20 protein-coding genes are annotated in these 21360 nt (G+C 41.9%); 15 read left to right on the forward strand and 5 right to left on the reverse strand.

What is annotated here, in order from left to right; genetic code table 11:
* Positions 1-62 precede the first annotated feature (62 nt).
* Together QPK24_RS05490 and QPK24_RS05495 are read right to left on the reverse strand one after the other, a co-directional pair.
* Entirely contained in the window at positions 63-1370 is a 1308-nt protein-coding gene (locus QPK24_RS05490; RefSeq protein WP_285749110.1) for an Nramp family divalent metal transporter, read from the reverse strand.
* A 432-nt stretch (positions 1371-1802) separates the two neighbouring features.
* Entirely contained in the window at positions 1803-2717 is a 915-nt protein-coding gene (locus QPK24_RS05495; RefSeq protein WP_285746842.1) for a serine hydrolase domain-containing protein, read from the reverse strand.
* Between the two features lie 503 nt (positions 2718-3220).
* Between QPK24_RS05495 and QPK24_RS05500 the strand changes: the two genes are divergently transcribed.
* The 3 genes from QPK24_RS05500 (at position 3221) to QPK24_RS05510 (ending at position 4677) form a co-directional block, all read left to right on the forward strand.
* Entirely contained in the window at positions 3221-3640 is a 420-nt protein-coding gene (locus tag QPK24_RS05500) for an organic hydroperoxide resistance protein (protein ID WP_285746844.1), read from the forward strand.
* 225 nt (positions 3641-3865) lie between these two features.
* Positions 3866-4141: a hypothetical protein gene (locus QPK24_RS05505; protein ID WP_285746846.1), complete on the forward strand. Its 276-nt coding sequence runs from the start codon at positions 3866-3868 to the stop codon at positions 4139-4141.
* A gap of 98 nt (positions 4142-4239) precedes the next feature.
* On the forward strand, positions 4240-4677 hold the full coding sequence (locus QPK24_RS05510; protein WP_285746849.1) for a thiol-disulfide oxidoreductase DCC family protein: 438 nt from the start codon (positions 4240-4242) through the stop codon (positions 4675-4677).
* A gap of 102 nt (positions 4678-4779) precedes the next feature.
* Here QPK24_RS05510 and QPK24_RS05515 read toward each other — a convergent pair whose 3' ends face one another.
* Positions 4780-5649 carry a thermonuclease family protein gene (locus QPK24_RS05515; protein WP_407082992.1) on the reverse strand — a complete coding sequence of 290 codons (870 nt, stop codon included), beginning with the start codon at positions 5647-5649 and terminating at the stop codon, positions 4780-4782.
* Between the two features lie 297 nt (positions 5650-5946).
* Between QPK24_RS05515 and QPK24_RS05520 the strand changes: the two genes are divergently transcribed.
* The 10 genes from QPK24_RS05520 to QPK24_RS05565 all read left to right on the forward strand — a co-directional run bounded on the left by QPK24_RS05520 (position 5947) and on the right by QPK24_RS05565 (position 16714).
* Positions 5947-7125 carry a nucleotide-binding protein gene (locus QPK24_RS05520; protein WP_285746852.1) on the forward strand — a complete coding sequence of 393 codons (1179 nt, stop codon included), beginning with the start codon at positions 5947-5949 and terminating at the stop codon, positions 7123-7125.
* Complete coding sequence (locus tag QPK24_RS05525; RefSeq protein WP_285746854.1) at positions 7122-8357, forward strand: TadA family conjugal transfer-associated ATPase; 1236 nt, start codon at positions 7122-7124, stop codon at positions 8355-8357. Before QPK24_RS05520 ends, QPK24_RS05525 begins: the two co-directional genes overlap by 4 nt.
* Before the next feature lie 7 nt (positions 8358-8364).
* A complete protein-coding gene (locus QPK24_RS05530; protein ID WP_407082953.1) occupies positions 8365-9174 on the forward strand; it encodes a type II secretion system F family protein in 810 nt (269 codons plus the stop codon).
* 13 nt (positions 9175-9187) lie between these two features.
* The gene (locus tag QPK24_RS05535; protein ID WP_285746856.1) at positions 9188-10057 is read left to right on the forward strand and encodes a type II secretion system F family protein; all 870 of its coding nucleotides are present in this window, start codon (positions 9188-9190) and stop codon (positions 10055-10057) included.
* A gap of 12 nt (positions 10058-10069) precedes the next feature.
* The gene (locus QPK24_RS05540) at positions 10070-10258 is read left to right on the forward strand and encodes a Flp1 family type IVb pilin (protein WP_285746859.1); all 189 of its coding nucleotides are present in this window, start codon (positions 10070-10072) and stop codon (positions 10256-10258) included.
* Positions 10259-10280: 22 nt separating this feature from the next.
* On the forward strand, positions 10281-10925 hold the full coding sequence (locus tag QPK24_RS05545; protein ID WP_285746861.1) for a TadE family protein: 645 nt from the start codon (positions 10281-10283) through the stop codon (positions 10923-10925).
* 26 nt (positions 10926-10951) lie between these two features.
* On the forward strand, positions 10952-13156 hold the full coding sequence (locus QPK24_RS05550) for a hypothetical protein (protein ID WP_285746863.1): 2205 nt from the start codon (positions 10952-10954) through the stop codon (positions 13154-13156).
* Between the two features lie 36 nt (positions 13157-13192).
* Entirely contained in the window at positions 13193-14194 is a 1002-nt protein-coding gene (locus QPK24_RS05555; RefSeq protein ID WP_285746865.1) for a TadE/TadG family type IV pilus assembly protein, read from the forward strand.
* Complete coding sequence (locus tag QPK24_RS05560) at positions 14191-14733, forward strand: A24 family peptidase (RefSeq protein WP_285746867.1); 543 nt, start codon at positions 14191-14193, stop codon at positions 14731-14733. The genes QPK24_RS05555 and QPK24_RS05560 overlap by 4 nt, the downstream gene beginning before the upstream one ends.
* Positions 14734-14803: 70 nt before the next feature.
* Positions 14804-16714, forward strand: a complete 1911-nt coding sequence (locus QPK24_RS05565) for a DUF6382 and FHA domain-containing protein (protein ID WP_285746869.1) — start codon at positions 14804-14806, stop codon at positions 16712-16714.
* On the opposite strand, the gene QPK24_RS05570 is transcribed toward QPK24_RS05565, so the two are convergent.
* Together QPK24_RS05570 and QPK24_RS05575 are read right to left on the reverse strand one after the other, a co-directional pair.
* Positions 16711-17604 carry a TIGR01777 family oxidoreductase gene (locus tag QPK24_RS05570; protein WP_285746871.1) on the reverse strand — a complete coding sequence of 298 codons (894 nt, stop codon included), beginning with the start codon at positions 17602-17604 and terminating at the stop codon, positions 16711-16713. The two genes, QPK24_RS05565 and QPK24_RS05570, sit on opposite strands and share 4 nt — an antisense overlap.
* 338 nt (positions 17605-17942) lie before the next feature.
* Positions 17943-18398 (reverse strand): DUF2621 domain-containing protein, encoded by a 456-nt coding sequence (locus tag QPK24_RS05575; protein ID WP_285746873.1) that lies wholly within the window; start codon positions 18396-18398, stop codon positions 17943-17945.
* A 510-nt stretch (positions 18399-18908) separates the two neighbouring features.
* Between QPK24_RS05575 and QPK24_RS05580 the strand changes: the two genes are divergently transcribed.
* On the forward strand, positions 18909-20036 hold the full coding sequence (locus QPK24_RS05580) for a deoxyribonuclease IV (RefSeq protein ID WP_285746876.1): 1128 nt from the start codon (positions 18909-18911) through the stop codon (positions 20034-20036).
* 36 nt (positions 20037-20072) lie between these two features.
* Positions 20073-20966, forward strand: coding sequence for a formyltetrahydrofolate deformylase (purU, locus tag QPK24_RS05585; protein WP_407082954.1), 894 nt, complete (start codon positions 20073-20075; stop codon positions 20964-20966).
* Positions 20967-21360: the final 394 nt, after the last annotated feature.

Raw genomic sequence — 21360 nt, forward strand, 5'->3', positions numbered from 1 at the left:
TCGACCCTTCGGGGTCTTTTTTTGGGGTTTAGTTCGTAACTAAGCTGCAGACTACATTTATATCAGAAAAGGGTTAATGCGAGCAGACAGATATTTAAGATGACAATGATTCCTGCAATGGTCCAAGATAAGATGCTCAGCCATTTTTTGTTGACGAATTCACCCATCATTTTTTTACTGCTTGTAAACATGACAAGTGGAATGACAGCAAAGGGAAGCTGCAACGATAAAATGACTTGACTCAAAATCAGGAGATCGGTGGTACCTTTCTCACCTGCAATCGCCGTAACAATGACAGCAGGGATAATGGCAATCAGCCGGGTAGCAAGTCGTCTTAGCCATGCAGGCAATCTGATATTTAGGAAACCTTCCATTACAATCTGACCGGATAGTGTACCGGTAAGTGTGGAGTTTTGCCCTGAAGCGAGCAGTGCAATCCCGAATAAAATACTGGCTGCTGTCGTTCCGAGAAGCGGGGTAAGCAGATGGTATGCATCCGTTATATCTGCTACATCAAACATGCCTGCTTGGTGAAACGCTGCTGCAGAGACCACGAGGATCGCCCCATTGATAAACATGGCAATGGTCAGTGCGATCGTTGAGTCAATCGTTGTATAATGAATCGCTTCTTTTTTGGCTTTGACCGTATTCTCAATCTTGCGTGACTTCACGATAGAAGAATGGAGATATAGATTGTGCGGCATAACGGTTGCGCCAAGAATACCAATGGCTATATAGAGCATTTCAGGATTACGCAGCACTTCGGAATCGGGAACGAGACCTTGCATGATACCAGAACTGCTGGGATGTGCCATAAACAAATCAATTCCAAAACAAATCGCAATGGTACCCATTAAGACGATGACGATACTTTCTAAAGTCCGAACTCCTCTACTTTGAAGGAGTAAAATTAGAAGAACATCGACTGCTGTAATGATAACCCCATACAGAATGGGGATACCAAACAACAAATTTAATGCAATGGCTGAACCTATAACTTCTGCGAGATCTGTAGCGGCAATGGCGAGTTCTGCGAGAACCCAGAGTACTGCAACAACTGCGGGGTTAAAACGGTCTCGGCATGCCTCGGCAAGGTCTTTACCTGTAACAAGTCCCAGTTTGCCTGAGAGCGTCTGAAGTACAACGGCCATGAGATTAGACAAGACGATGACAAACAGCAGGCGATACCCGAACTGAGATCCACCGGCAATATCTGTTGCCCAGTTCCCTGGGTCCATATAACCAACCGCAACAAGGAAGCCGGGACCGGTAAAAGCGAGCAGCTTACGAAACCAGGATGCGTCTGCCGGCACCGTAAGAGAACCTGTATAACCTCCACCTTGAGATTCTCCTCCCGATAAAGAATACATTGAATTTTGTTTTTGTTTTTTAGAAAAACTCATAAGATGTCACCTGTTTCTATGGGGAATAAAAGTTATGAATAAAAATCTGAATTTTCAGAAATATGTCTTCTGCTTACAAAATATATTGTACTACCACAAATTTATTTGTCCAGTGCAACATTTATGCGTGAGTAAAATAAATAAAAATGCGAGATGTGTTCATTTATACATATAAACTAAAATCAATTTCATAACACATAAAAACGATAAATTTGTAACGGTTCATAGATACAGAAGCAATTTGCCCTATATATCGTCATGGTTAAAGCAACGAATGGTATTCGAATGGATTTGCTTTGTTCGATAATTTGAATATACAAAAAGCAAGCAAAGGATAGGGATGGTAAATCACTTTGCTTGCTGAATTATTTTCTAAAGATAGGGTATTCAGATGAATCTTCATCCTAATTGTGGATACAATTCAGACCACATGACATCCATAATACCTTGAATATTATTTTCCTCGCTATTGATCGCGATCACCGCTTCTTTATCAGGTATGATGACAAGCAGCTGACCGAATGCCCCATCTGCACGGTATGCCCCGTGAGTACACATCCAGAACTGACAGCCGTATCCGACTCCCCAGTCTCCTTCAGCAGGCGTATTTATATGTTTCCGGGTAGCATAGTTGATCCAAGACTCAGGGATTAATTGTTCACCATTCCATATTCCCTTGTTCAGTAACAGCTGACCGAACCGTGCCAATTCTTCATTGCTGATTCTAAGTCCAGTACAACCAAGTGTAACGCCAAGCGGTGAACTGTCCCACTTCACGTCATATATCCCAAGTGGAATAAATAGCCGGGGAACCAAATAATCCCGAACCGTTTCACCCACTGCCGCTTGCACAAGAGCAGAAATCATAAAAGTATCTCCGCTGCTGTATGTAAATTGCTCTCCCGGTGCACGGTCCAAAGGTAAAGAGAGATAATGCTTCGCCCAGTCTTTTTCTAGGAGAGTACCACGCTCATTCGCCCATAATGGAGGGTTATCATGTCCTGTTGACATCGTCAGCAGTTCATATAATGTGATTTCTTCAGGGGAAGGGATGTTGGGGTACTTAGACTTATGCGTCGTAGAGTAAGAGAAAATTTCACCGAGTTTTGTTTCGAGGGACAGTTTTCCTTCTTCTAGTGCAAGACCCACCGCCATACTGGTAAAAGATTTACTGACCGAATGCTGCAAGCGGCGCTCATCTTTTGTTAAATCCCAGTCCCCAGCGGGCTTCCCGCCTTGTAGAATTCGAACAGAGCAGACATGCAGCTTATTTTCTTTCGCTTGTTGAACAAATCCCGTTAGATCAATCGTCATGACAACCTTCCTTTCCTTCGCCATTTAGGTCAAGGGAGCATCAGTAACTTATTTCATAAGACGGAACCTTTCACATTACAGGGTTTCTGCTGCGAAAATATGGTATTACAGGTGTATCCATAAGTCAATATTAGGATAATAAACCAAAAATAATAAATATTCAGAGGATTAATATCCTCAGATGTACAGATATAGATGAATAGCAATTATAGTACTTTGCTTAACGAACATTCATTTGTAGATCTATCTATAGGTCGAATATCTGACGAATATCTATAGAGGATATCTATAGGTAGAGGGAGGGAATAGAACTAGTTTCATAAGAAGGAGTATAGCTGGTTTCCTCGGCCCTCAAAAAGGTAGTTCATTTATTCAATTTGTTTTATTTTCTGTGAGAAGTTTAAAAATAAATATGCACGAACATCACATCCTAACATTACAAGGTAGGAAATAAGATGTTTATAACACGAATACTAAATTTACTAGGATAAGGAGCGATTAAGATGGAAGCATTGTATACAGCAAGCGCAACCGTACGCGGAGGAAGAGACGGATCTTTTGAAACATCAGATGGTGTACTTCGCCACGACTTATCTACTCCAAAAGAATTGGGCGGTGCAGGCGGTAACGCTACGAACCCAGAACAACTATTTGCAGCAGGTTATGGTGCATGTTACGAAAGCGCACTGAGCAATATTGCTCGTAAAGAAGGCGTGAAAATAAGTGATGTAGAAATCACAAGTAATGTCATGATCGGGAAGGATCCGAAAGATGACGGGTTCCAACTTGCCGTTCGTCTTGATGTGAAGATCCCAGGTGTAGACCGTGCACAGGCAGAAGATTTGGCTAAGAAAGCACACGATTTCTGTCCTTATTCCAAAGCTACACGTGGTAACATCCCAGTTGAACTTAACGTTATTTAAGTGAATCAATAAAAATTAGGTTTGAATAGATGATCTCTCGACGAGATATAAAAGAGACCTTGGTGGGTACACCAAGGTCTTCTCTTTTGTAACTGACTTTACGATTCATTCGAATATTGTTTCCATACAGGCGTATATTGATTTGACATCAGGGTTAAAATTCTTTAATATGACTAAGTACTTATAGTACGTGGCATGAATAAATTTGAAATCACAGGTGATTACATGTCTTATAGACCCCAGATTGTTGACTTAACAACTGCTAGCCGCAATGAAGAAGCGGGACTTTATGAATTTACAATGAAGCTTAAAGATGGAACGCTTTGTCGTGCATTTTATTCTAACAAACCGGAATGGCACATGACTAGCATCAGCCGTCTTCAGAAGACTCCATGCCCGATTTGCCGTAAGGATTTCATTTGTAAATGTATGGAAAAATTTGCGGGTGATATTCATGAGCAAATCATGAATGACCAATTGATCGAGCAAGCTGTCAAATAGGAATAGCTTGTTATGATGAGCGTCCGTGAGATCACGGCGCTTTTTTTCTATATTCGTATAGTCTAAGAAGTGGTTGAGCTAAGCTAAGGGGTGAGATTATGAAGAATGATTCACACTTTGATATGAAACCATATATGAATCTTAATATCGTGCTTATTGATGGGGTTTGTCATTTATGTCAAGGACTCACGAAATGGATTATTAAGCGAGATGGCAAGGGGAGTTTTCACTTTGCTTCACTTCAATCGGAGATCGGCCAGAAGCTGCTTGAACATGGAGGATTACCTCTTCATTCTATGGATACGTTTGTATTTATTGAACAAGGAGAGTATTACACTCGCTCCACCGGCGCACTGCATATTGCAAAAAAACTGGGGTTCCCTTATCATCTTGCTTCTGTATTCTTGGTAATTCCGGCTGCGGTTCGGAACCGGGTATATAATGTGGTTGCCCGTAATCGTTACCGCTGGTTTGGCAAAGATGAAGATGATGCTTGTATGTTACCAACTCCCGAGATCCGTGAACGATTTTTATAAATACGATGATAAATAAAATAAGGCAGCCAGTAGCAGGATAACACCTCCATCTGTTAGTGAGATCTAACAAGTGAAGGCAGTTCACTGCGTGGCTGCCTTATTTTAATTTTTAGGAGCTCTATAACCAGCAGCTACCGCTTCCGCTTCTGTACAAAACCAAGCCTCGGGTTGGGTTGATTTGTAATTAGGAGATGCAGTGGTGTGGTAAATTTTCTCTCCCTTAGCATTGATATTCCCTTTAATGGTACAAGTGTTGTTAGGCGGAGTAGAAGAAGTACTACTTCCATTAGAAGATACAGTTCCGCTAGTCGTGCTGTTTGAAGTAGTACTGCTGTCTTCCTGATACTCAGCAGGATGAAAACCATCCTCTTGTGCATAGTTTTCATATTTCCATATCCCTAGTGCTTGCTTTTTGCTTTTATTCTGAATGGCTTCAAACTCATCCACATAACGGACGTTCGGCGGATAGATATAAGCAACCCTTGCATAACCTTTCTTAAGCAGCGATTCCTGGAGCATTACCCCATCCGCATAGACGTAAGCGAGCAGACGAGAATATTTATCACGATTGGGACCGATATCAAATTCAAGTTCGATATTCTTGGCCTTTTCTAGCAATTGCTTTGTATACTGCTTTGCTTCTTGACCAAGTGGCTGTACACCAAGCTTTGGATGAGATGTTTCTGGTGTGTCTACGAGCAGCAGGCGGACAGATTGGCTCTTGCCTTCGTACATCACTTTCAAGGTATCTCCGTCCACAGCACGATCGAGGGTAACAGGAACTCTTGGATATTTGTAATCCGTGCTTGATTGATCTGGCGAATTAGTTTCATTTGATGTGCCGGTAGAAGTACCTGTATTTGATGTACTGCCTGTATTCGTATCAGTGATCGAATCTCCTAACTGAATCTCACCGCAGCCCGCTGTAAGAACAGTAATACTCAGGACAAGTGGAATCATCCACCGTCTCAAAAAAGACATGAAAAACACTCCATTCTAAGATGTATAGTATGTATGCGTGGACCTCTCTAAGTGTACTATATTCGTAAAAGAAAGGGAACGGACGTTTGCTAATCTTACTTGTGATTCAATGCTTTTTAAAAGAGAAATAAGGAAATAAAAATTTGTTCTTGATGAGCGTGGAAAATTATGCTAATCTATCGTTAACTTAATCAGCACGTGACGGAAGCACCGTCCATATATTGCAGGAAATCTTGCGATAATGGGCGGTGCTTTTTTTGCTGTGGAAGGGGAAAGGTATGATGATTAATGAATAAAGTGCTGCTCGCAAGCAGCAGTTTGGAATATGTTGAGGCGCTGCTAGATTTTATTCAAGGAAGTCCGTATTCGGCCGTATTTCAGGTGACTGCTTTTTCACAGCCGGAGGCCATGTCGAGGTACATAGAGGAATTAACTCCAACCTCTACTCCGGATTTAGTAGTAGCGGAAGAGTCATTTATTGAAAAATGGAACTCCAGTCCTTTTGCAGATAAAGTATCTGTTCTTCTATTAACAGAGCAGTTTGTTTCTGAAGAAAGTCAAACGAAAATTAGGAAGTATCAGCCTTTGCCTGCCATCTTAGCGAAATGGGAAGAAGTGCTGCTCAGTTTGAGCAGACGAGAAAGAGGTAGATTTACCAGTGCACAAACATGGGTGATTGGGGTCACTTCAGCATCTGGGGGCTGCGGAAAGACAACCGTTGCTCTCAATCTAGCTAAACAGCTCGGACGGTCGGGTTATTCGGTATTCTATCTGAATCTAGAAACCATGGATAGTACAGGGCCATTTTTACATACATCAAAATCATCAATAGAGAGGCAAACCGAATCAGGCGGCGATTTGTTTAGTCAATTATTGTACCAGCTGAGAGCTAATAAAGTACCGAATAATAGTTTTCATGGAGAGAAGAATGACAGGATCGATTTAAATCCTTATACGGTAAGGAATGAACGTATTCAAGCAGATTGCTTTATTCCGGCAAACAATCGCAAAGAAATGCTTCAGATGAGTAAATCGGATACGAGTGAATTAATCCGTCTCATTACGGAGTCAGGTCAATACCATTTTGTTATTGCAGACCCTGATTCAGTGTGGGACTTGCGATCGGAAGCGGTGATGGAGGAATCTCAGCTCTTAGTATGGCTGCTGTCTGATGATATTCATACGATGAATAAATGCAAGGAATGGATGAAGTTTCATAGGCAGCTTGATCCAGAACAGCATGAGAATAGAATGAGAAAAACATGGCACGTAATTAATCGTTATATGGGAAATATGGTAAACGAGCTTCCGGACGAAGGGATGATTGCAGAACATTATCTGCCTTATATCCCTTCCTGGAAACAGATGCGGGAACCAGATTTACTGCTGAATTCACCGATATATCAGAAGGAAATGAATAAGCTGTGTGAAACGATTGGCGCTCTGTACAGGGAGAATACAGCATGAATGAAGCGTGGTTCAAGGAATTAAGGAAGACGGTGCGTTCAGGTCTTGATGTGACTTCATCTGCAGGAGATTCGGAACTTATGGAGCATATCGAGCGCAGGGTACTTTATCATTCAGATTTGGTACATCTGACTTCTGGAGAAAAGCAGACCCTAATTAGACGATTATATGATTCCTTTCGAGGACTTGATGTTCTTCAGCCGCTTGTAGATAACCCGAATATTACGGAGATTATGATTAATAGTCATCACGAGATTTTCATTGAAGAACATGGTGAAGTGAAGCAGATGCCCATCGCATTTGAATCCGCGGATCGGCTCGAAGATATTATTCAGTCCATTGTCTCCGGGGTAAACCGCATTGTTAATGAGTCTTCTCCGATCGTGGATGCGAGGCTGAAAGATGGGTCACGGGTGAATATTGTTTTACCGCCGATTGCTCTAAAGGGTCCCACAATGACCATCCGTAAGTTCCCGGAGAAACCAATGAGTATGGAAGATCTGGTTCGTATCGGTGCTCTGACCAAAGAGGCTGCACTGCTGTTGCAAAAGCTCGTAAAGAGTAAATACAACATTTTTATCAGCGGTGGAACGGGATCAGGGAAAACTACGTTCCTCAATGCCTTGTCTCAGTATGTTCCCAGCAGTGAGCGGATCATTACAATCGAGGATTCAGCAGAGCTGCAGATTGTTACCGTACCGAATCTTGTATCGCTCGAGACACGTAATGCCAATACGGAAGGCAGAGGGGAAATATCAATCCGTGATCTCATTCGATCTTCACTTCGGATGCGGCCTAATCGAATTATTGTAGGCGAGGTACGAGGGAGTGAGGCGCTGGACATGCTGCAGGCGATGAACACAGGGCATGATGGAAGTCTCTCAACGGGACACGCGAACAGCATTGCGGATATGGTCAGTCGTTTAGAAACGATGGTACTGAGCGGGGCAGATCTGCCTATTGTTGTCGTTAGACAGCAGATCAGTTCAGCTATCGATATATTTGTTCATCTATCAAGACTCAGAGATCGTTCAAGGCGGGTTACCGAGATCAGTGAAGTGGTCGGAATGGAAGATGGGGAGGTGAGGCTGAATCGGCTATATCAGTTTCAGGAACGCGGGGAAGCAGAAGGGCGTATTGTAGGTGAACTTGTTCCGAACTCATCGAAGCTTGTACATGTGGACAAATTGCGGGCTGCCGGCATCCATTATCCATTTAACGAAGATAGATAAGAGGAGGATGAAAGTGGATTTGAGCAGGAGGTTTATTCAGAACAAGAACCACTCACCTGTAGAGTCTAGCGGTAAACTATCTGACTATTCAGTACATGATTTAAGTTCTCGGCAAAAAATAGTATGTCTGATTGTCAGCGCCATTCTGTTTTTTATGATCGGCTACTTATTTTATCATCACATAATTATGAGCAGCATATTAGCCTTAGCAGCATTTTTTATCCCTAAACACTATAATCAATACCTGCTTGAAAAGAGACGATCGGCTCTCAGTCTTCACTTTAAGCAAGCACTGTATTCTTTATCTTCCTCTCTTGCTGCTGGAAAGTCCGTAGAAAATGCATTTAGGGAAGCTGTCCTCGATCTTCGAATGCTTGATCCACAGGCAGATCATGATCTGATCCGAGAGTTTACTATTATCTGTACAAGAATGGAATATGGTCAGCCGATTGAGGAAGCTTTATTAGATTTTGCAAATCGTGCTCATATGGAGGATATTACAAACTTCGCTGATGTGTTTGTTACTTGTAAACGTACAGGCGGTGATCTGGTTGAAGTCGTAAGAAAAACTTCTTCGGTTATCGGAGAAAAGCTAGATATTCAGCAAGAAATTGCAGTAACTATTTCGCAGAAAAAGTTTGAATCCAAGGCGGTGTTTGCTTCTCCTTTTGTGTTTTTATTCGTGCTTAGTGTCACGTCTCCAGATTTCCTTACACCTTTATACAGCCCGGCCGGATATCTCATTTCAAGTGTATCTATTATCGTATTGTTTGCTTGTTTCTTATGGGTGAATCGTATTATGAATATTCGGGTGTAAGGGGCGAGGAGTAATGGTGATCATTTGTAGTATGATAGTTGCTTTGCTTGCCTTGTGGTGGATTCTTGCCAATCGAACAGCTAAAACAAGGTATCAAAAGCTGAATCAGGTTGAGATGACTGGACTGCGTTTTCGTAAACTGCATGCTCCCTTTATTGGCCTGATTGAACGAATCGACTTCGTAAGAAAATTCCCGATGTTTGTTTATCGTGTGCAGCATTCAATTCAGAGAGCTTATGGTCCTAAATATGGTCATGAGAAAATGATGTTATATCTTGCAGAGATGTTTGTATATAGCTGGCTTGCGCTAATGGGTGGGGCTGTGATGACGCTTTGGTTACATGGGCTGATGGGAATTGCAATCGGATGTATGCTCGCTATTATCATTCCCTTTGCACAGCTGAAGGATCTTCACGAGAAGGTGAAGCTGCGTGAACAGGATATTTTAATGGAACTGCCAGAGTTTCTTAACAAAGTTGTCTTGCTTGTTGGTGCAGGGGAGACCGTCCAGAAGGCAATTATTCATTGTACGGAGCGTAAACAGAGTTCTGACCATCCTTTGTACATAGAACTGAGACAAATGATTGCAGAATGGAACAGTGGATTTTCATTTCAACAAGCCTTTGAGCAGTTTAGTAAAAGGTGCGGCGTTCAAGAAGTATCTATATTTACAACCACTGTACTGCTTAACTTTCGGCGGGGAGGTAATGATTTTGTACTCTCTCTAAGGGAACTGTCGCGAGTATTGTGGGAGAAGAGAAAATCACTAAGTCGTACTAAAGGGGAGCAGGCTTCATCTAAGCTTGTGTTTCCAATGGTAGTCATTTTTTTAGTCATTGTAATTATGGTAGGTGCACCTTCGTTTATGACGATGAATTTATAGGGGGAAATAGTAATGCTAACAACCGTTAAAAATAAGATGATTGGTTTTTGGAAGGAAGAGGATGGTCTTGGTACGCTGGAGATGATTTTAATTATTGGCGTCATTATTGTAATTGGTCTTATTTTCAAAAATCAGATCACTTCGATCGTCAATAAATTGCTGAAACAGGTGGGTACAAAAAGTGAAGAGTTTTTCGAATAAACTCTTCAGGTTCAGAAACCATTTGAGAAACGACGATGGGAGCTTCACGCTTGAAGCTTCTCTCGTGTTTCCTGTCATTTTGTTTACGATATGTTTATTGATGTTCTTTTGCGTGTTGCTGTACCAGAAATCGATGTTAACACAGTATGCATCTGCATCTTCGGAGCGCTCAGCTTATAACTGGGAGAACAGCCATAAGGAACCGAAGACAGGTGCATTTCCAGAGAACGAATATGATAGGTTGTATTGGAGATTAGCTGATGATTATATGCTTGGTTCGCTTTTTGGTACGTTTGGAGCAGAATCTGCCTCCTCAATATCCGTTCCAAGTGAGAGATTAGAAGGTAATCTTACATCACAGAAAATGAGTCAAACAGCTGCATCGCTCCCATCAATGTACAGCGGGACGATGGAGTATGAGAATAAATTCATGAACCGGCAGATCACAACGAAAATAGATCAATTAGTATCTTTACCCATGGTGGGTTTCTTACTTCGTTCAGATCGTAAAATCCACCATTCAGGGAAAGCAACAGTGGTTGAGCCCGACGAGTTCATCCGCAATATAGAGCTGATTCGATATTATGGAGCACGATTTTCGGGGATGGGAACACCCGGTGATCCATCAGAAATCGCACAAATTCTCGGGAAGCTAACGGGGAAATAACTTGTAGGATGCGGGGGAGAAACGGATTGTTTAAGAAAGGGGAGTCAGAGTCGGGAGCAGTAACTATTTTTCTGGCCATGGTGCTTGCGGTCATCTTTATGTTTGTTGCTGTATTTATAGATTACGCAAGAATCGGAGCTATGAAAGTTCAGACAGAGAGGTTATCTCATGCTGCTGTTCGTTCTGTAATGTCCTCCTACATGCCGGAGCTTCAGCAGAGATATGGACTATTTGCTCACAGCGGGGAACAAGGGGATTTCATTATGTCTAAAGTGCTAAATGATAGTACAAAGCCCATTCCTCATCGGGATGGACTCGCCATTATTCCGATGCAACTGGATAGTTCAGGTCTTGTGTTTGAACGTGAACTGGGCAGGTATGATCATTTTAATCAACAGATTCAGGAAGAGATGAAGTATAAAGCGCCGATTGATTTTTTATATGATGCGGTAACTAGATTTAAACCTCTCTCAGAGGATCTAAAGCAAGCAGCTCACAGTGTAGACGTTCTGCGGAAGTTACAAAAACTATACGACAAGCGTGAAAAATCACTTGAGCAGGCTATCAAAAAGAGAAGGGAAGCTGCGAAAACGGCAGAGATGATTGCGAAGCTGGTGATGGACCCTCCAAGCAGCTACTTCAGTGATAGCCCGCTCGGTGGAAACATTCGATCGTTAGCAGATGGAGCCTCTCGTTACTCTGATTATTACGCTAAATATACAGAAGATGAAGCAAGGGAGCCTCGCCTTAGAATTCATGGTGCGGAGCTAAGCGAGTATCGTATGGACCTAACTGGCGTATTGTTTCGCCTCGGACAAGCGAGAACAGAAGCAGAGAGCATACACCAGCAAAAGATTGAAGAGGCGAATGATCTGATTGAAGAAGCGAAACAACTGAATGAGCAAATGAAACAGGTCATTAAAGATGGTGAAGCGAGAGCCGCTAATCAGGCATATGACAAAGTAGGTCAAGCAAACACACCAGGTAAGGGAGTATCCTCATCTGGAAATGTAAATGGGGCCGAATTACGTAAGAAGACAGAAGAATTAGTGCGAAAAGATATGGAGTTTGCTGATTTTATAAACAGCCAGAATCAACAATTAACAGATTATACATATACTCAGCAAAAAGTAATGGCTGCTGAAAGTTCACTTCGCAACCTATCAGACGGTGATTCCTATCAAAAAAGAAATGCAGTTCTTTCTGCGAATAAGCATATTCAGGTATATATGGACCGCTACGTAAAATCTAGCAGCAGTAATGTGATAGATCAGTCCGCAGAGCAGATCGATGATTATAGAGCAGCTGATAAAGAAAGAGCAAAGGTGGACAAGCAGTCACAACAAAAACTGAATGAAGCTCAAAATAAAATCAAGTTATTAGTGGCTGCGGCCGGTCTTGAAGAAAGTACTAAACAGTTTAATGAACTAAAAACGTATTTTAATGAGAGTATTTCCTTTAATAAGACGAGTAGTGAAGAATCAGTTAGCTCACAAATATCTGATGACCCTTATGATGCGGGTGGAGATGCGATGACGAATATGGATCAGATGTTTGGCGGTATGTCTGGGTTTATTGATGTTCTGAGTGATGAGCTGTTTCAGAATGAATATGCAATGCATTATTTTTCGTCTGTTGATTTTTCGATGTTATCAGGCAGTAAGACGAACACGAGTACGCTTGAACCGGAATCATTTTTTCTACCGGAAAGTCAGGAACTCGAGTATATCATTTATGGGTTTCATAATCCTTATGGGAATATTACAGCAGCCTATGGCGAAGTGTTTACTATAAGGCTTGCGATTAGGACGATGGAGGGACTTGTGGAGAGCAGTAAGCTGGGTAATCCGCTGCTTATCCTTTCAAAAGCGATTCTGTATGGACTAGAACATGCACTTGCTGATATGAACTCTCTTGCGGATGACGGAAAAGTAGAATTATCTAAATACGCCAAGCAGATATCGGTAACCTACCGCGACCATTTACGCTTTTTCTTGCTTGCACACAGCAATAACGAGAAAAAGATGTCCCGAATGATGGCATTGATCCGGTTGAACACGGATATAGATCTGTTGAAGTCGTATACCTATGCCTCAGGACAGACAGGCATGAGGATGAAATTATGGTTTTTACCTGGGATAACCAAAATGTTAGGGACGATATCAGGAAGTGCTAATCGTGTAGAGAATGGTAGTGTTTATATCACGGTTCAGTCGGATTACTCCTACTAGATTATCCAGTTCATTTTAATAGGGGCTAATATAACTATGAAAATTCACAAGAAACGAAATAGAAGAAGTAGAAAGATAGGCGGCAGTCTGAGGTCAGACAAGGGGAGTATAGTACTCGATGCTTCTCTAGTCATGCCGATCTTTCTCTTTTTTATCGTCTTTCTTATTTACTTTGTCCAAATGACGTTATTTGTAACGGCCCTGCAAACCGCTGCCTCAGAAACAGTAAAAAAAATCTCTGCACATATGTATCCTGTAGTGCTTGCAGTGGATGCGGCAGGCTCAGTAGATTCAGGATTAGACGGCTTGGACATCCCAGGGACAGGGGAGGGCGGAATTTTTCCGATCCCTGAACTGTCTTTGACTGATTTAGTTACCAAGTATGCTTCTGCTCTGCCCGAACCGATTGGTGAGTGGGCTTCTATGGCAGCAGCAAGTGGAGAAGCACCGCTGCAGCATCTACAAAGTTCAGTTTCGGAAGCTGTACTCGACCCGGTAATTAAGCCGCTCCTCTCTCCGGTAATCGAGAATACGGTACTTGAATATGACCGAATTCACGTTAACGGCATCGATTTACCGAACCTGAAAGAAAAAACGAACCCTTACTTCGGGATCGAGCTAACCTATGAGATGCCGCTTAAAGTTCCTTTTACAAAGAAAAGCATTCGAATTCAGGCCAGCAGTAAAGAGCGGATCTGGATTGGAGCTACAAACGAGGGGAATTCAGAAGGAGACGGTACCAACGCTGCGAGGGGAAATGTAGCCCTGTTATCTAAACCAGAACCTGCCTATATTGCGAGACAGGCTACCATTAGGGCAAAGATTACTCCGGGTGCTTCGGCAAATTTGTCGGTATTTTATAAAACAGGAGAAAGCACAGCTAAACATGTAGGATGGGCTACCGCCGATGAGAATGGTGAGGTAGAGTGGACGTGGTTTGTCGGTACAAGAACGACAGAGGGAACGTGGCCTTTTGTCATTGAAACAAGTGATGGGGCTAGGTTAGAAGTGATGTTTGAGGTTGCCTCAAAGACGTGAAGGAAGTGAATGTGATGGAACTTGTTTATTACGGATGTGGAATTTTTGTGGTAGCTGCGTTTATTACAGATGTCAGTTCTATGCGAATTCCTAACCTGTTATCTTTGTCTGCTATCATTAGCGGGCTGATCGTTCATTTATGCATAGGTGGTTTTCAAGGTTTGCTTTCAAGTATGAGCGGACTTAGTACTGGATTTGGGATCATGTTTGTGCTTTATCTTGCTGGAGCGGTAGGAGCGGGCGATGTGAAAATCTTTGGCGGAATCGGGGCATGGACTGGGGTTTTATTTACCGTTCAAGCAATGGTATACTCCATTCTCATTGCAGGCATAATTGGCCTTGCTATTCTACTTTGGAAAAAACAGCTGGTTCAACGATTGGGAAAGCTCATTCTATATATTTTTAGCCGGGTAATCCCAAGTATCGGATTCATGAGTCCAGTGCAAAGTTACAGTCCGCTGAAGGAAGGCCTTCGGTTTCCCTTTATGATTGCTGTGTTACCGGGGTTTATAAGTGCATGCGGGATATATTTATTATAAAAAAGTGTGCTAATTGTATACAAAGAATAGACAAAGATTAGAACAGTGAAGTGTCTAAAGGAGAGACGTTATGATTAGCTTGAAACGAGATTTTATACATAACGGTAAAGCAATGATGACGATTGATAAAACTGGCGGATTTGTTCGCAGTGAACTGAGTGAGGTACAGCTGCAAATGGTGATGTCCAATGTCATTTCAGGTCATCTGCCAATGTCTATGAAAGAGATCAATCAAGAAATTACGTTTCACTACGATATATCAGGTAAAAAAATGCTTTCCCAAACAGCAAGACATGAGAAATTATCTCTAACAGGTCTATTTCAATTACTGCTGCAGATCACTCAGACATTACTTACTTGTCCGCAGTATATGCTTGACGAGCAAAGGTATGTATTACATGAAGATTATATCTTTACAACCGATCCTCTTGAGGAAGCAAAAGTGTATTTATGCTATATACCGGCTTCACTAGAAAAGGAAGTAGAATCCATCGCTTTTCAAATAAGTCAGATGGTAAATAGAATGATGCCTTATGTCAAAGCGCTAGAAGGAACGGGGATACAAAGAATATTGCAGTTATGTAATGATGGAGATTTTCAGCTTGATGATTTGCAGGAATTGTTGAATGAGCTGCTTATATCTGAGGCAGGTGTAGGAAGTAAGTCTTCAGCAAGAATAAACAGCGTTCATGGTGTGTCGTCTTCGTACCCTATGGACGGTTATTTTCAAGGGGAATCATCTCGATCCCTCATAAATGAACCGGGTGATCCTAACTTACAGAGATCTTCTAGACCTACACCTGCACCCATACCTGTACCCGTACCCAAACAAATACCGGTATTGTCCAATCACTCAAACGATAGCTTCATTTCGTCTGTTCCGCTTAACCCGCTCCGCCGTTCTTCATCTGAATCAGCAAGCGAGAATAGACCGGGCCTAGCTTTGGGTTCTATTTCGCACCCTATTTTTTCTATGAAAGATACCTATGAATCAAGTGGATATCACTCTATCGAAGGAGAAGAGAAAGAGACTAAAAAACCTAAAAAATCAGAAAAACCAATCTATTACTGGCTCGGCGGGATGCTTCTCGCCTCTGTGTTGTGGAGATTTCTTTATATGGATGAACCAACGACCATTCGGCTTGTAATGTGTTTGGTTATTACCGTAACACTGGCAGCAGCTGCCTATCTGCTATCTGCAGGAAAGCTCGCTGGGATAGGTAACATGTCTCTAAACAGCACAAGAAAACAAGAAGATGATTACTTGAACAACGAACTCTCAAACAACGAACTCTCAAATAACGAGCAATCGTCTTCCTTCTCCTTATTTCAGCAGAAAGAAGAGACTGATTTTCCTGGGAAAAGGGGGATTTTCGGTGGTGGAAATAAAAACAAAGAAGGCGCGGAACCTTGGCGCTGGAACTCGCCATCTAAGCTGGAAGAATCTGATGCTGAACTCCTCAGCAATCCTTTTAAACAAGTAGCCTCAGACTTTAACATCTCTTTTACCGCACCTAAATCACTAGGAAATGAGGAGCAGGAGACGACAGATCATTACTATAATTCTTTGCGTCATAGCACGCAGATGCTGAACTCATCTCATGCTCAGGCGACGGTGCTTCTTTCTGATGTAGAGTCAGTTTCAAGTTCTGCTGGTCAGTCCGCTGTGGTGACTATAAAAAAAGGAATATTAGAAAGGCAAGCTCCCCAAGCTGCACCTGAACAAATGGAGTTAGGTACAGCAAGTTTTATTATTGGCCGTTCACAGGAAGTGTCTCAATATGTTGAGGAAGGGAAGGGGACATCCCGGGCACATGTAGAAATCAGTAAATCGAAAGATCAATACTATATTAAAGATTTAAATTCAATGAACGGTACACTATTGCTTGATCAGCCGATGATTCCTTATAAAGAATATGTCCTCGAAGAAGGCGATTTCTTTGTCATTGCAGAATCGAAATATACTTTCCGTTACGTCTAGCTGTTTTTTAACTGATACATTGCGTCATTTAGGTGAGGGTAATCAAATTGGAAGCCGCATTCCTCAGCTTTGTCAGGCACTGCTTTCTGACCTTCCAAAATGAGAATGGACATTTCGCCAAGCAGTGCTTTGAGCATAAAAGAAGGCACTGGAAACCAGTGAGGACGATGCAGAACTTTTCCAATGGTTTTTCCGAAATCAGTATTCGTAACAGGGTATGGAGAAGTGGCATTCACTGGACCGCTCATCTCAGGATTTCGCACAGCGTAATCGATCAGCTTCACCATGTCATTCATATGTATCCATGAAACCCACTGTTCTCCATCCCCAATAGGCCCGCCTACCCCTAATTTATAAGGTAACTGCATGAGAGGGTAGGCTCCCTGATTGCCAAGAACTACACCTGTTCTGACAAGGACCAGCCGTGTAGTATTAAATCTTTGCCGGGCTGCACTTTCCCACTGTACGCAGACGTCAGATAGAAAATCGATACTCTCTACCTCAGAAGATTCGTTAAAGGTATCTTTTCGAGAAGTACCGTAGATTCCCACGGCTGAAGATTGAATGACGGCTTGGGGTTTATTTGTGAGCTGATCGAGAATATTTCCTAGTCGGTGAACCGAATCCAGGCGAGATTGCTTTATTTTTGGCTTCGTATCCTTTGTCCACCGCTGATTGAGCGATTCACCAGCTAGATTAACGACAGCATCCAGTGATTCAAGCAGATGGGGATTGCTGCTTAGTTCATCCCAAGTCACAAGTTTTATGCCATCTGGCTGGTTGGTTCTTGCTTTTCTTGTAATAATGATAATCTCATGTCCCTGCTTTATCCAATACTCAGAGAGATGTCTCCCAATAAATCCGGTGCCCCCGCAAATCGCAAGCTTCATGTAATACACTCGCCCCTTTCTTTAGACCGTCGTATGAGATGCCTGCCTTATTTGTTTATTACACAATTGTAGTCTGTTATCACTTTCCTATGTATTAAATTTTAAAATTTATTATAAATACAATAATACAAGAACCTCCTTTTAAACCAAGAAACGAATACATTTGGACTAGGAGATTTCTAGATAACTAACGCCAAAATTCCCTTATAATGATAGTAAAAAAGCCTTCTATACTATACCTATAGTAAGAAGACTTCTACTTCATGAAATTAACGAACTAGATAGAATCATATGTAAGTGCATCGATGCTGCTTATATACACAGACTGTTTTATATATCTATTTGTTCATTAGATGTTTATAAGGCTTATAGTCAATTTGCTTCTTGTCTAGGAAGGTAACGAGGAAGCGGTTGTCTCTTTTTGGTGTTGCCACAATATAGCCTTTAATACAGTGATCTCTCGTTACTTCTTTCGCCTGGTTCTGAAGAGCGATTTTACCAATCTCGGCAGCGATGGAATGCTTAGCAATATCTCGGAAGGGGCCAGGTACAGGCTGAACCAGCTCATCTAAAAAACTTTTTGCTTCGTCTGTCCAAAGATGGCGGCTTGCTTCGACCCAGTGATTCTGCCAATCCAGCTTGGATTTACCATCGGCTTTAGGAAGCACTTTCAAGAATTTGCGAAACATAAAGAAACCGCCTATTACCATACTTCCCAATAGAAGAAAGGTCCAAAACGCAATAGAGTTCATAAACCAGTTACTAGGCATAGCCGCACTAAGCTTACTATTCATCAGGATTACATCCATTTCAATCACCTCAAGGATAGAGTTAAATAGAATTAGGTATCAACATGAAAAGAATTTATAAAGAACTTATAATGAACTTATCATTCAAATGCGGACATCACGCGTTTAAAATGGAACAATGCTGTAAATGAATTGTTAGTAGAATCATTTTTATCATATCTTTCGCTGCTTTCATCAGGACGATAATTAAATGAAGGTTCAATTTTGCTATGGATCGTTACCTAATGTCTCATGTCATTCAGTGGTTATGTACCTATCTTAGGAGCGGATCATTTTTCTAAATTTGTCCTTTTCTTGAATTATAACGTAGATTTGAATATATTTCGATAGGTAACAAATAAGATTCTCACTCACAATCTGATGTTTCCTATGGAATGCATAGACAAAAGATGAAGGTAAGATGAGAGATGTATGTTACATACGAGGAACGTATTGCTTGGCTTTCATAATCAAGTTACAATAGGCTTTACATTCTTAAAATTAGGGGGATAAAAGATGCTAAAAATCGGTTCCCACGTATCCTTTTCGGGCAAGGGCCTGCTGACAGCAACAGAAGAAGCGGCATCATACGGTTCTTCTTCGTTTATGATATATACAGGTGCTCCGCAAAATACGCGCCGTAAACCAATGGAATCTATGTACCTTGAAGAAGGTAAAAAAGCAATGCAAGAAGGTGGATTTGAAGAGATTGTGGTGCACGCACCTTATATCATCAATCTAGGTTCTTATAAAGACCACACCTATGAACTGGCAGTAAGTTTTCTTCAGGAAGAAATTCGCCGTACGCACGCGATCGGCGTGAAGAATATTGTGCTTCATCCTGGTGCTTTTACGGATAAAGATGCCGACTATGGTATTCAGCGTATTGCAGAGGGACTTAATGAAGTATTAAATGGAGTCCAAGAAACAGATGTAAATATTGCACTAGAGACAATGGCAGGCAAAGGAACAGAAGTAGGTCGTTCTTTTGAGGAATTGGCCCGTATTATTGATAAGGTTGATCGTAATGAGCGTTTGACGATTTGTATGGATACTTGCCACATTCACGATGCCGGCTATGATATCGTAGGCGATCTGGATGGTGTTCTTGAACAGTTCGATCGCACGGTGGGCCTTGACCGAATCGGAGTTGTGCATATCAATGATAGTAAGAACCCATCAGGAGCAAAAAAAGATAGACACACGCCGATTGGGGCAGGTTGGATTGGTTTTGATACCATTAACCGCGTTGTCCATCATGAACTGCTCAAAGGTCGACCGTTTATACTTGAGACCCCATGGATCGGAAAAGATGCCAAAACACAGCGTCCGATGTACGAAGCAGAGATTGCTTTGCTGCGCGGAGATGTGGCAGGTCGTTTTGGAGAAGGTTTCCTTGAAGATGTGGAGAGACTCCATCATTTCTTTACAGGGGAAGATATTGAATCCCGCCGTTTTGTGCTGGACACATGGACACTCCTCAAAAATGATGCAAAAGCGAAAAAAGCGGATCCTCGCGAACCGCTCGAGCGCTTGTATGATATGGTTGTAAATGCAGCATTGTTCCCTGAACTTACAGAGGAGCAATTGAATCATCGTTTGATTGGATGGCTTGCTGGTAAAGAAGCGCTGGTGAAAGTTTAGGTTTTTGATCTAAATCAAGGGGGAGGAAGTTAAAGAGTGGATATTCATACAAAACACACACAAAGTAGACCTGCACATAACGATCGTGCCCGCATGTTAATTTCTTGTCCTGATGCTCCGGGTATTGTTGCTGCGGTTTCAAAATTTTTGTTCGATCACGGAGCAAATATCATTCAATCCGATCAGTACTCGATGAATCCGGACGGAGGCATGTTCTTTATGCGGGTGGAGTTTGATCTTCCGCAGTTGTCTAGTCGCTTACCTGAGATGGAAGCGGACTTTAGTGCTGTAGCTGAACAGTTCCAAATGGAGTGGTATATTTCCGATGTCTCAAGACGTAAGAAACTTGCCATTTTTGTCTCCAAAGAAGATCACTGTCTTGTTGAGCTTTTGTGGCAGTGGCAAGCGGGAGACCTTGATGCAGAGATCGGTCTTGTCGTAAGTAACCATCCAGACATGAAGGATTACGTAGAATCCTTTGGTATTCCGTATCATCATATTCCAGTTACCCCTGATACGAAGAAAGAGGCTGAGAAGCGTCAGCTTGAAGTGATTGGCGAAGACATTGATGTCATTATTCTGGCTCGTTATATGCAGATTATATCGCCAACGTTTATCGAACATTACCGGAATCGTATTATTAATATCCATCACTCCTTCTTGCCGGCCTTTGTGGGCGGTAAGCCTTATGCTCAAGCTTATGACCGCGGTGTAAAACTCATTGGAGCAACCGCACACTATGTGACGGAAGAACTCGATGGAGGTCCCATTATTGAGCAGGACGTGGGACGTGTAAGTCATCGGGATGATGTTCCTGAGCTAAAAAGAATTGGACGTACTATCGAACGTGTTGTACTTGCTCGTGCTGTAAAATGGCATGTGGAAGACCGGATCCTCGTTCATGAGAACAAGACGGTAGTCTTTAACTAATAGAAATAACAAACGATTGTTTCTTATATTAGGATAGGCAAAAAACTGTTCCCTAACTTATTAGGGGACAGTTTTTTTATTTAATTTGGCACAATAAACCAGATCAAATCAATTTAGTTGGAAAATTATTGATGTTTTAAAGAGTCCCTATAAGTCTAAGAGTATATAATAGGGATGGTAGGGATGGCATTTTGTGTGGAATCATCGCCTTTTTTGTAGAAGTATCCTGCTTTTTAATTAGGTATGCTTTTCCTTGCCTAGGAGATACTTGGGTGGGTGCCTTATATGATTTTTTATGTATTGAACAAGAAGGCTATGGAAAAATGATGTATGAGGTGTTACAATACTATTGAATAAGTCAAATTGAAACATTCAAGCGGATTAACTTGCATAC

Origin of the sequence: Paenibacillus polygoni, assembly GCF_030263935.1 — a bacterium.
Classification (GTDB): Bacteria; Bacillota; Bacilli; order Paenibacillales; family Paenibacillaceae; genus Paenibacillus; species Paenibacillus polygoni.

Bases quoted from the DNA above. Each gene is read 5' to 3' on its own strand.
- QPK24_RS05490 (WP_285749110.1), bottom strand. From the start codon at position 1,370: ATGTATTCTTTATCGGGAGGAGAATCTCAAGGTGGAGGTTATACAGGT.
- QPK24_RS05495 (WP_285746842.1), bottom strand. From the start codon at position 2,717: ATGACGATTGATCTAACGGGATTTGTTCAACAAGCGAAAGAAAATAAG.
- QPK24_RS05500 (WP_285746844.1), top strand. From the start codon at position 3,221: ATGGAAGCATTGTATACAGCAAGCGCAACCGTACGCGGAGGAAGAGAC.
- QPK24_RS05505 (WP_285746846.1), top strand. From the start codon at position 3,866: ATGTCTTATAGACCCCAGATTGTTGACTTAACAACTGCTAGCCGCAAT.
- QPK24_RS05510 (WP_285746849.1), top strand. From the start codon at position 4,240: ATGAAGAATGATTCACACTTTGATATGAAACCATATATGAATCTTAAT.
- QPK24_RS05520 (WP_285746852.1), top strand. From the start codon at position 5,947: ATGAATAAAGTGCTGCTCGCAAGCAGCAGTTTGGAATATGTTGAGGCG.
- QPK24_RS05525 (WP_285746854.1), top strand. From the start codon at position 7,122: ATGAATGAAGCGTGGTTCAAGGAATTAAGGAAGACGGTGCGTTCAGGT.
- QPK24_RS05530 (WP_407082953.1), top strand. From the start codon at position 8,365: ATGAAAGTGGATTTGAGCAGGAGGTTTATTCAGAACAAGAACCACTCA.
- QPK24_RS05535 (WP_285746856.1), top strand. From the start codon at position 9,188: ATGGTGATCATTTGTAGTATGATAGTTGCTTTGCTTGCCTTGTGGTGG.
- QPK24_RS05540 (WP_285746859.1), top strand. From the start codon at position 10,070: ATGCTAACAACCGTTAAAAATAAGATGATTGGTTTTTGGAAGGAAGAG.
- QPK24_RS05555 (WP_285746865.1), top strand. From the start codon at position 13,193: ATGAAAATTCACAAGAAACGAAATAGAAGAAGTAGAAAGATAGGCGGC.
- QPK24_RS05565 (WP_285746869.1), top strand. From the start codon at position 14,804: ATGATTAGCTTGAAACGAGATTTTATACATAACGGTAAAGCAATGATG.
- QPK24_RS05570 (WP_285746871.1), bottom strand. From the start codon at position 17,604: ATGAAGCTTGCGATTTGCGGGGGCACCGGATTTATTGGGAGACATCTC.
- QPK24_RS05575 (WP_285746873.1), bottom strand. From the start codon at position 18,398: ATGAATAGTAAGCTTAGTGCGGCTATGCCTAGTAACTGGTTTATGAAC.
- QPK24_RS05580 (WP_285746876.1), top strand. From the start codon at position 18,909: ATGCTAAAAATCGGTTCCCACGTATCCTTTTCGGGCAAGGGCCTGCTG.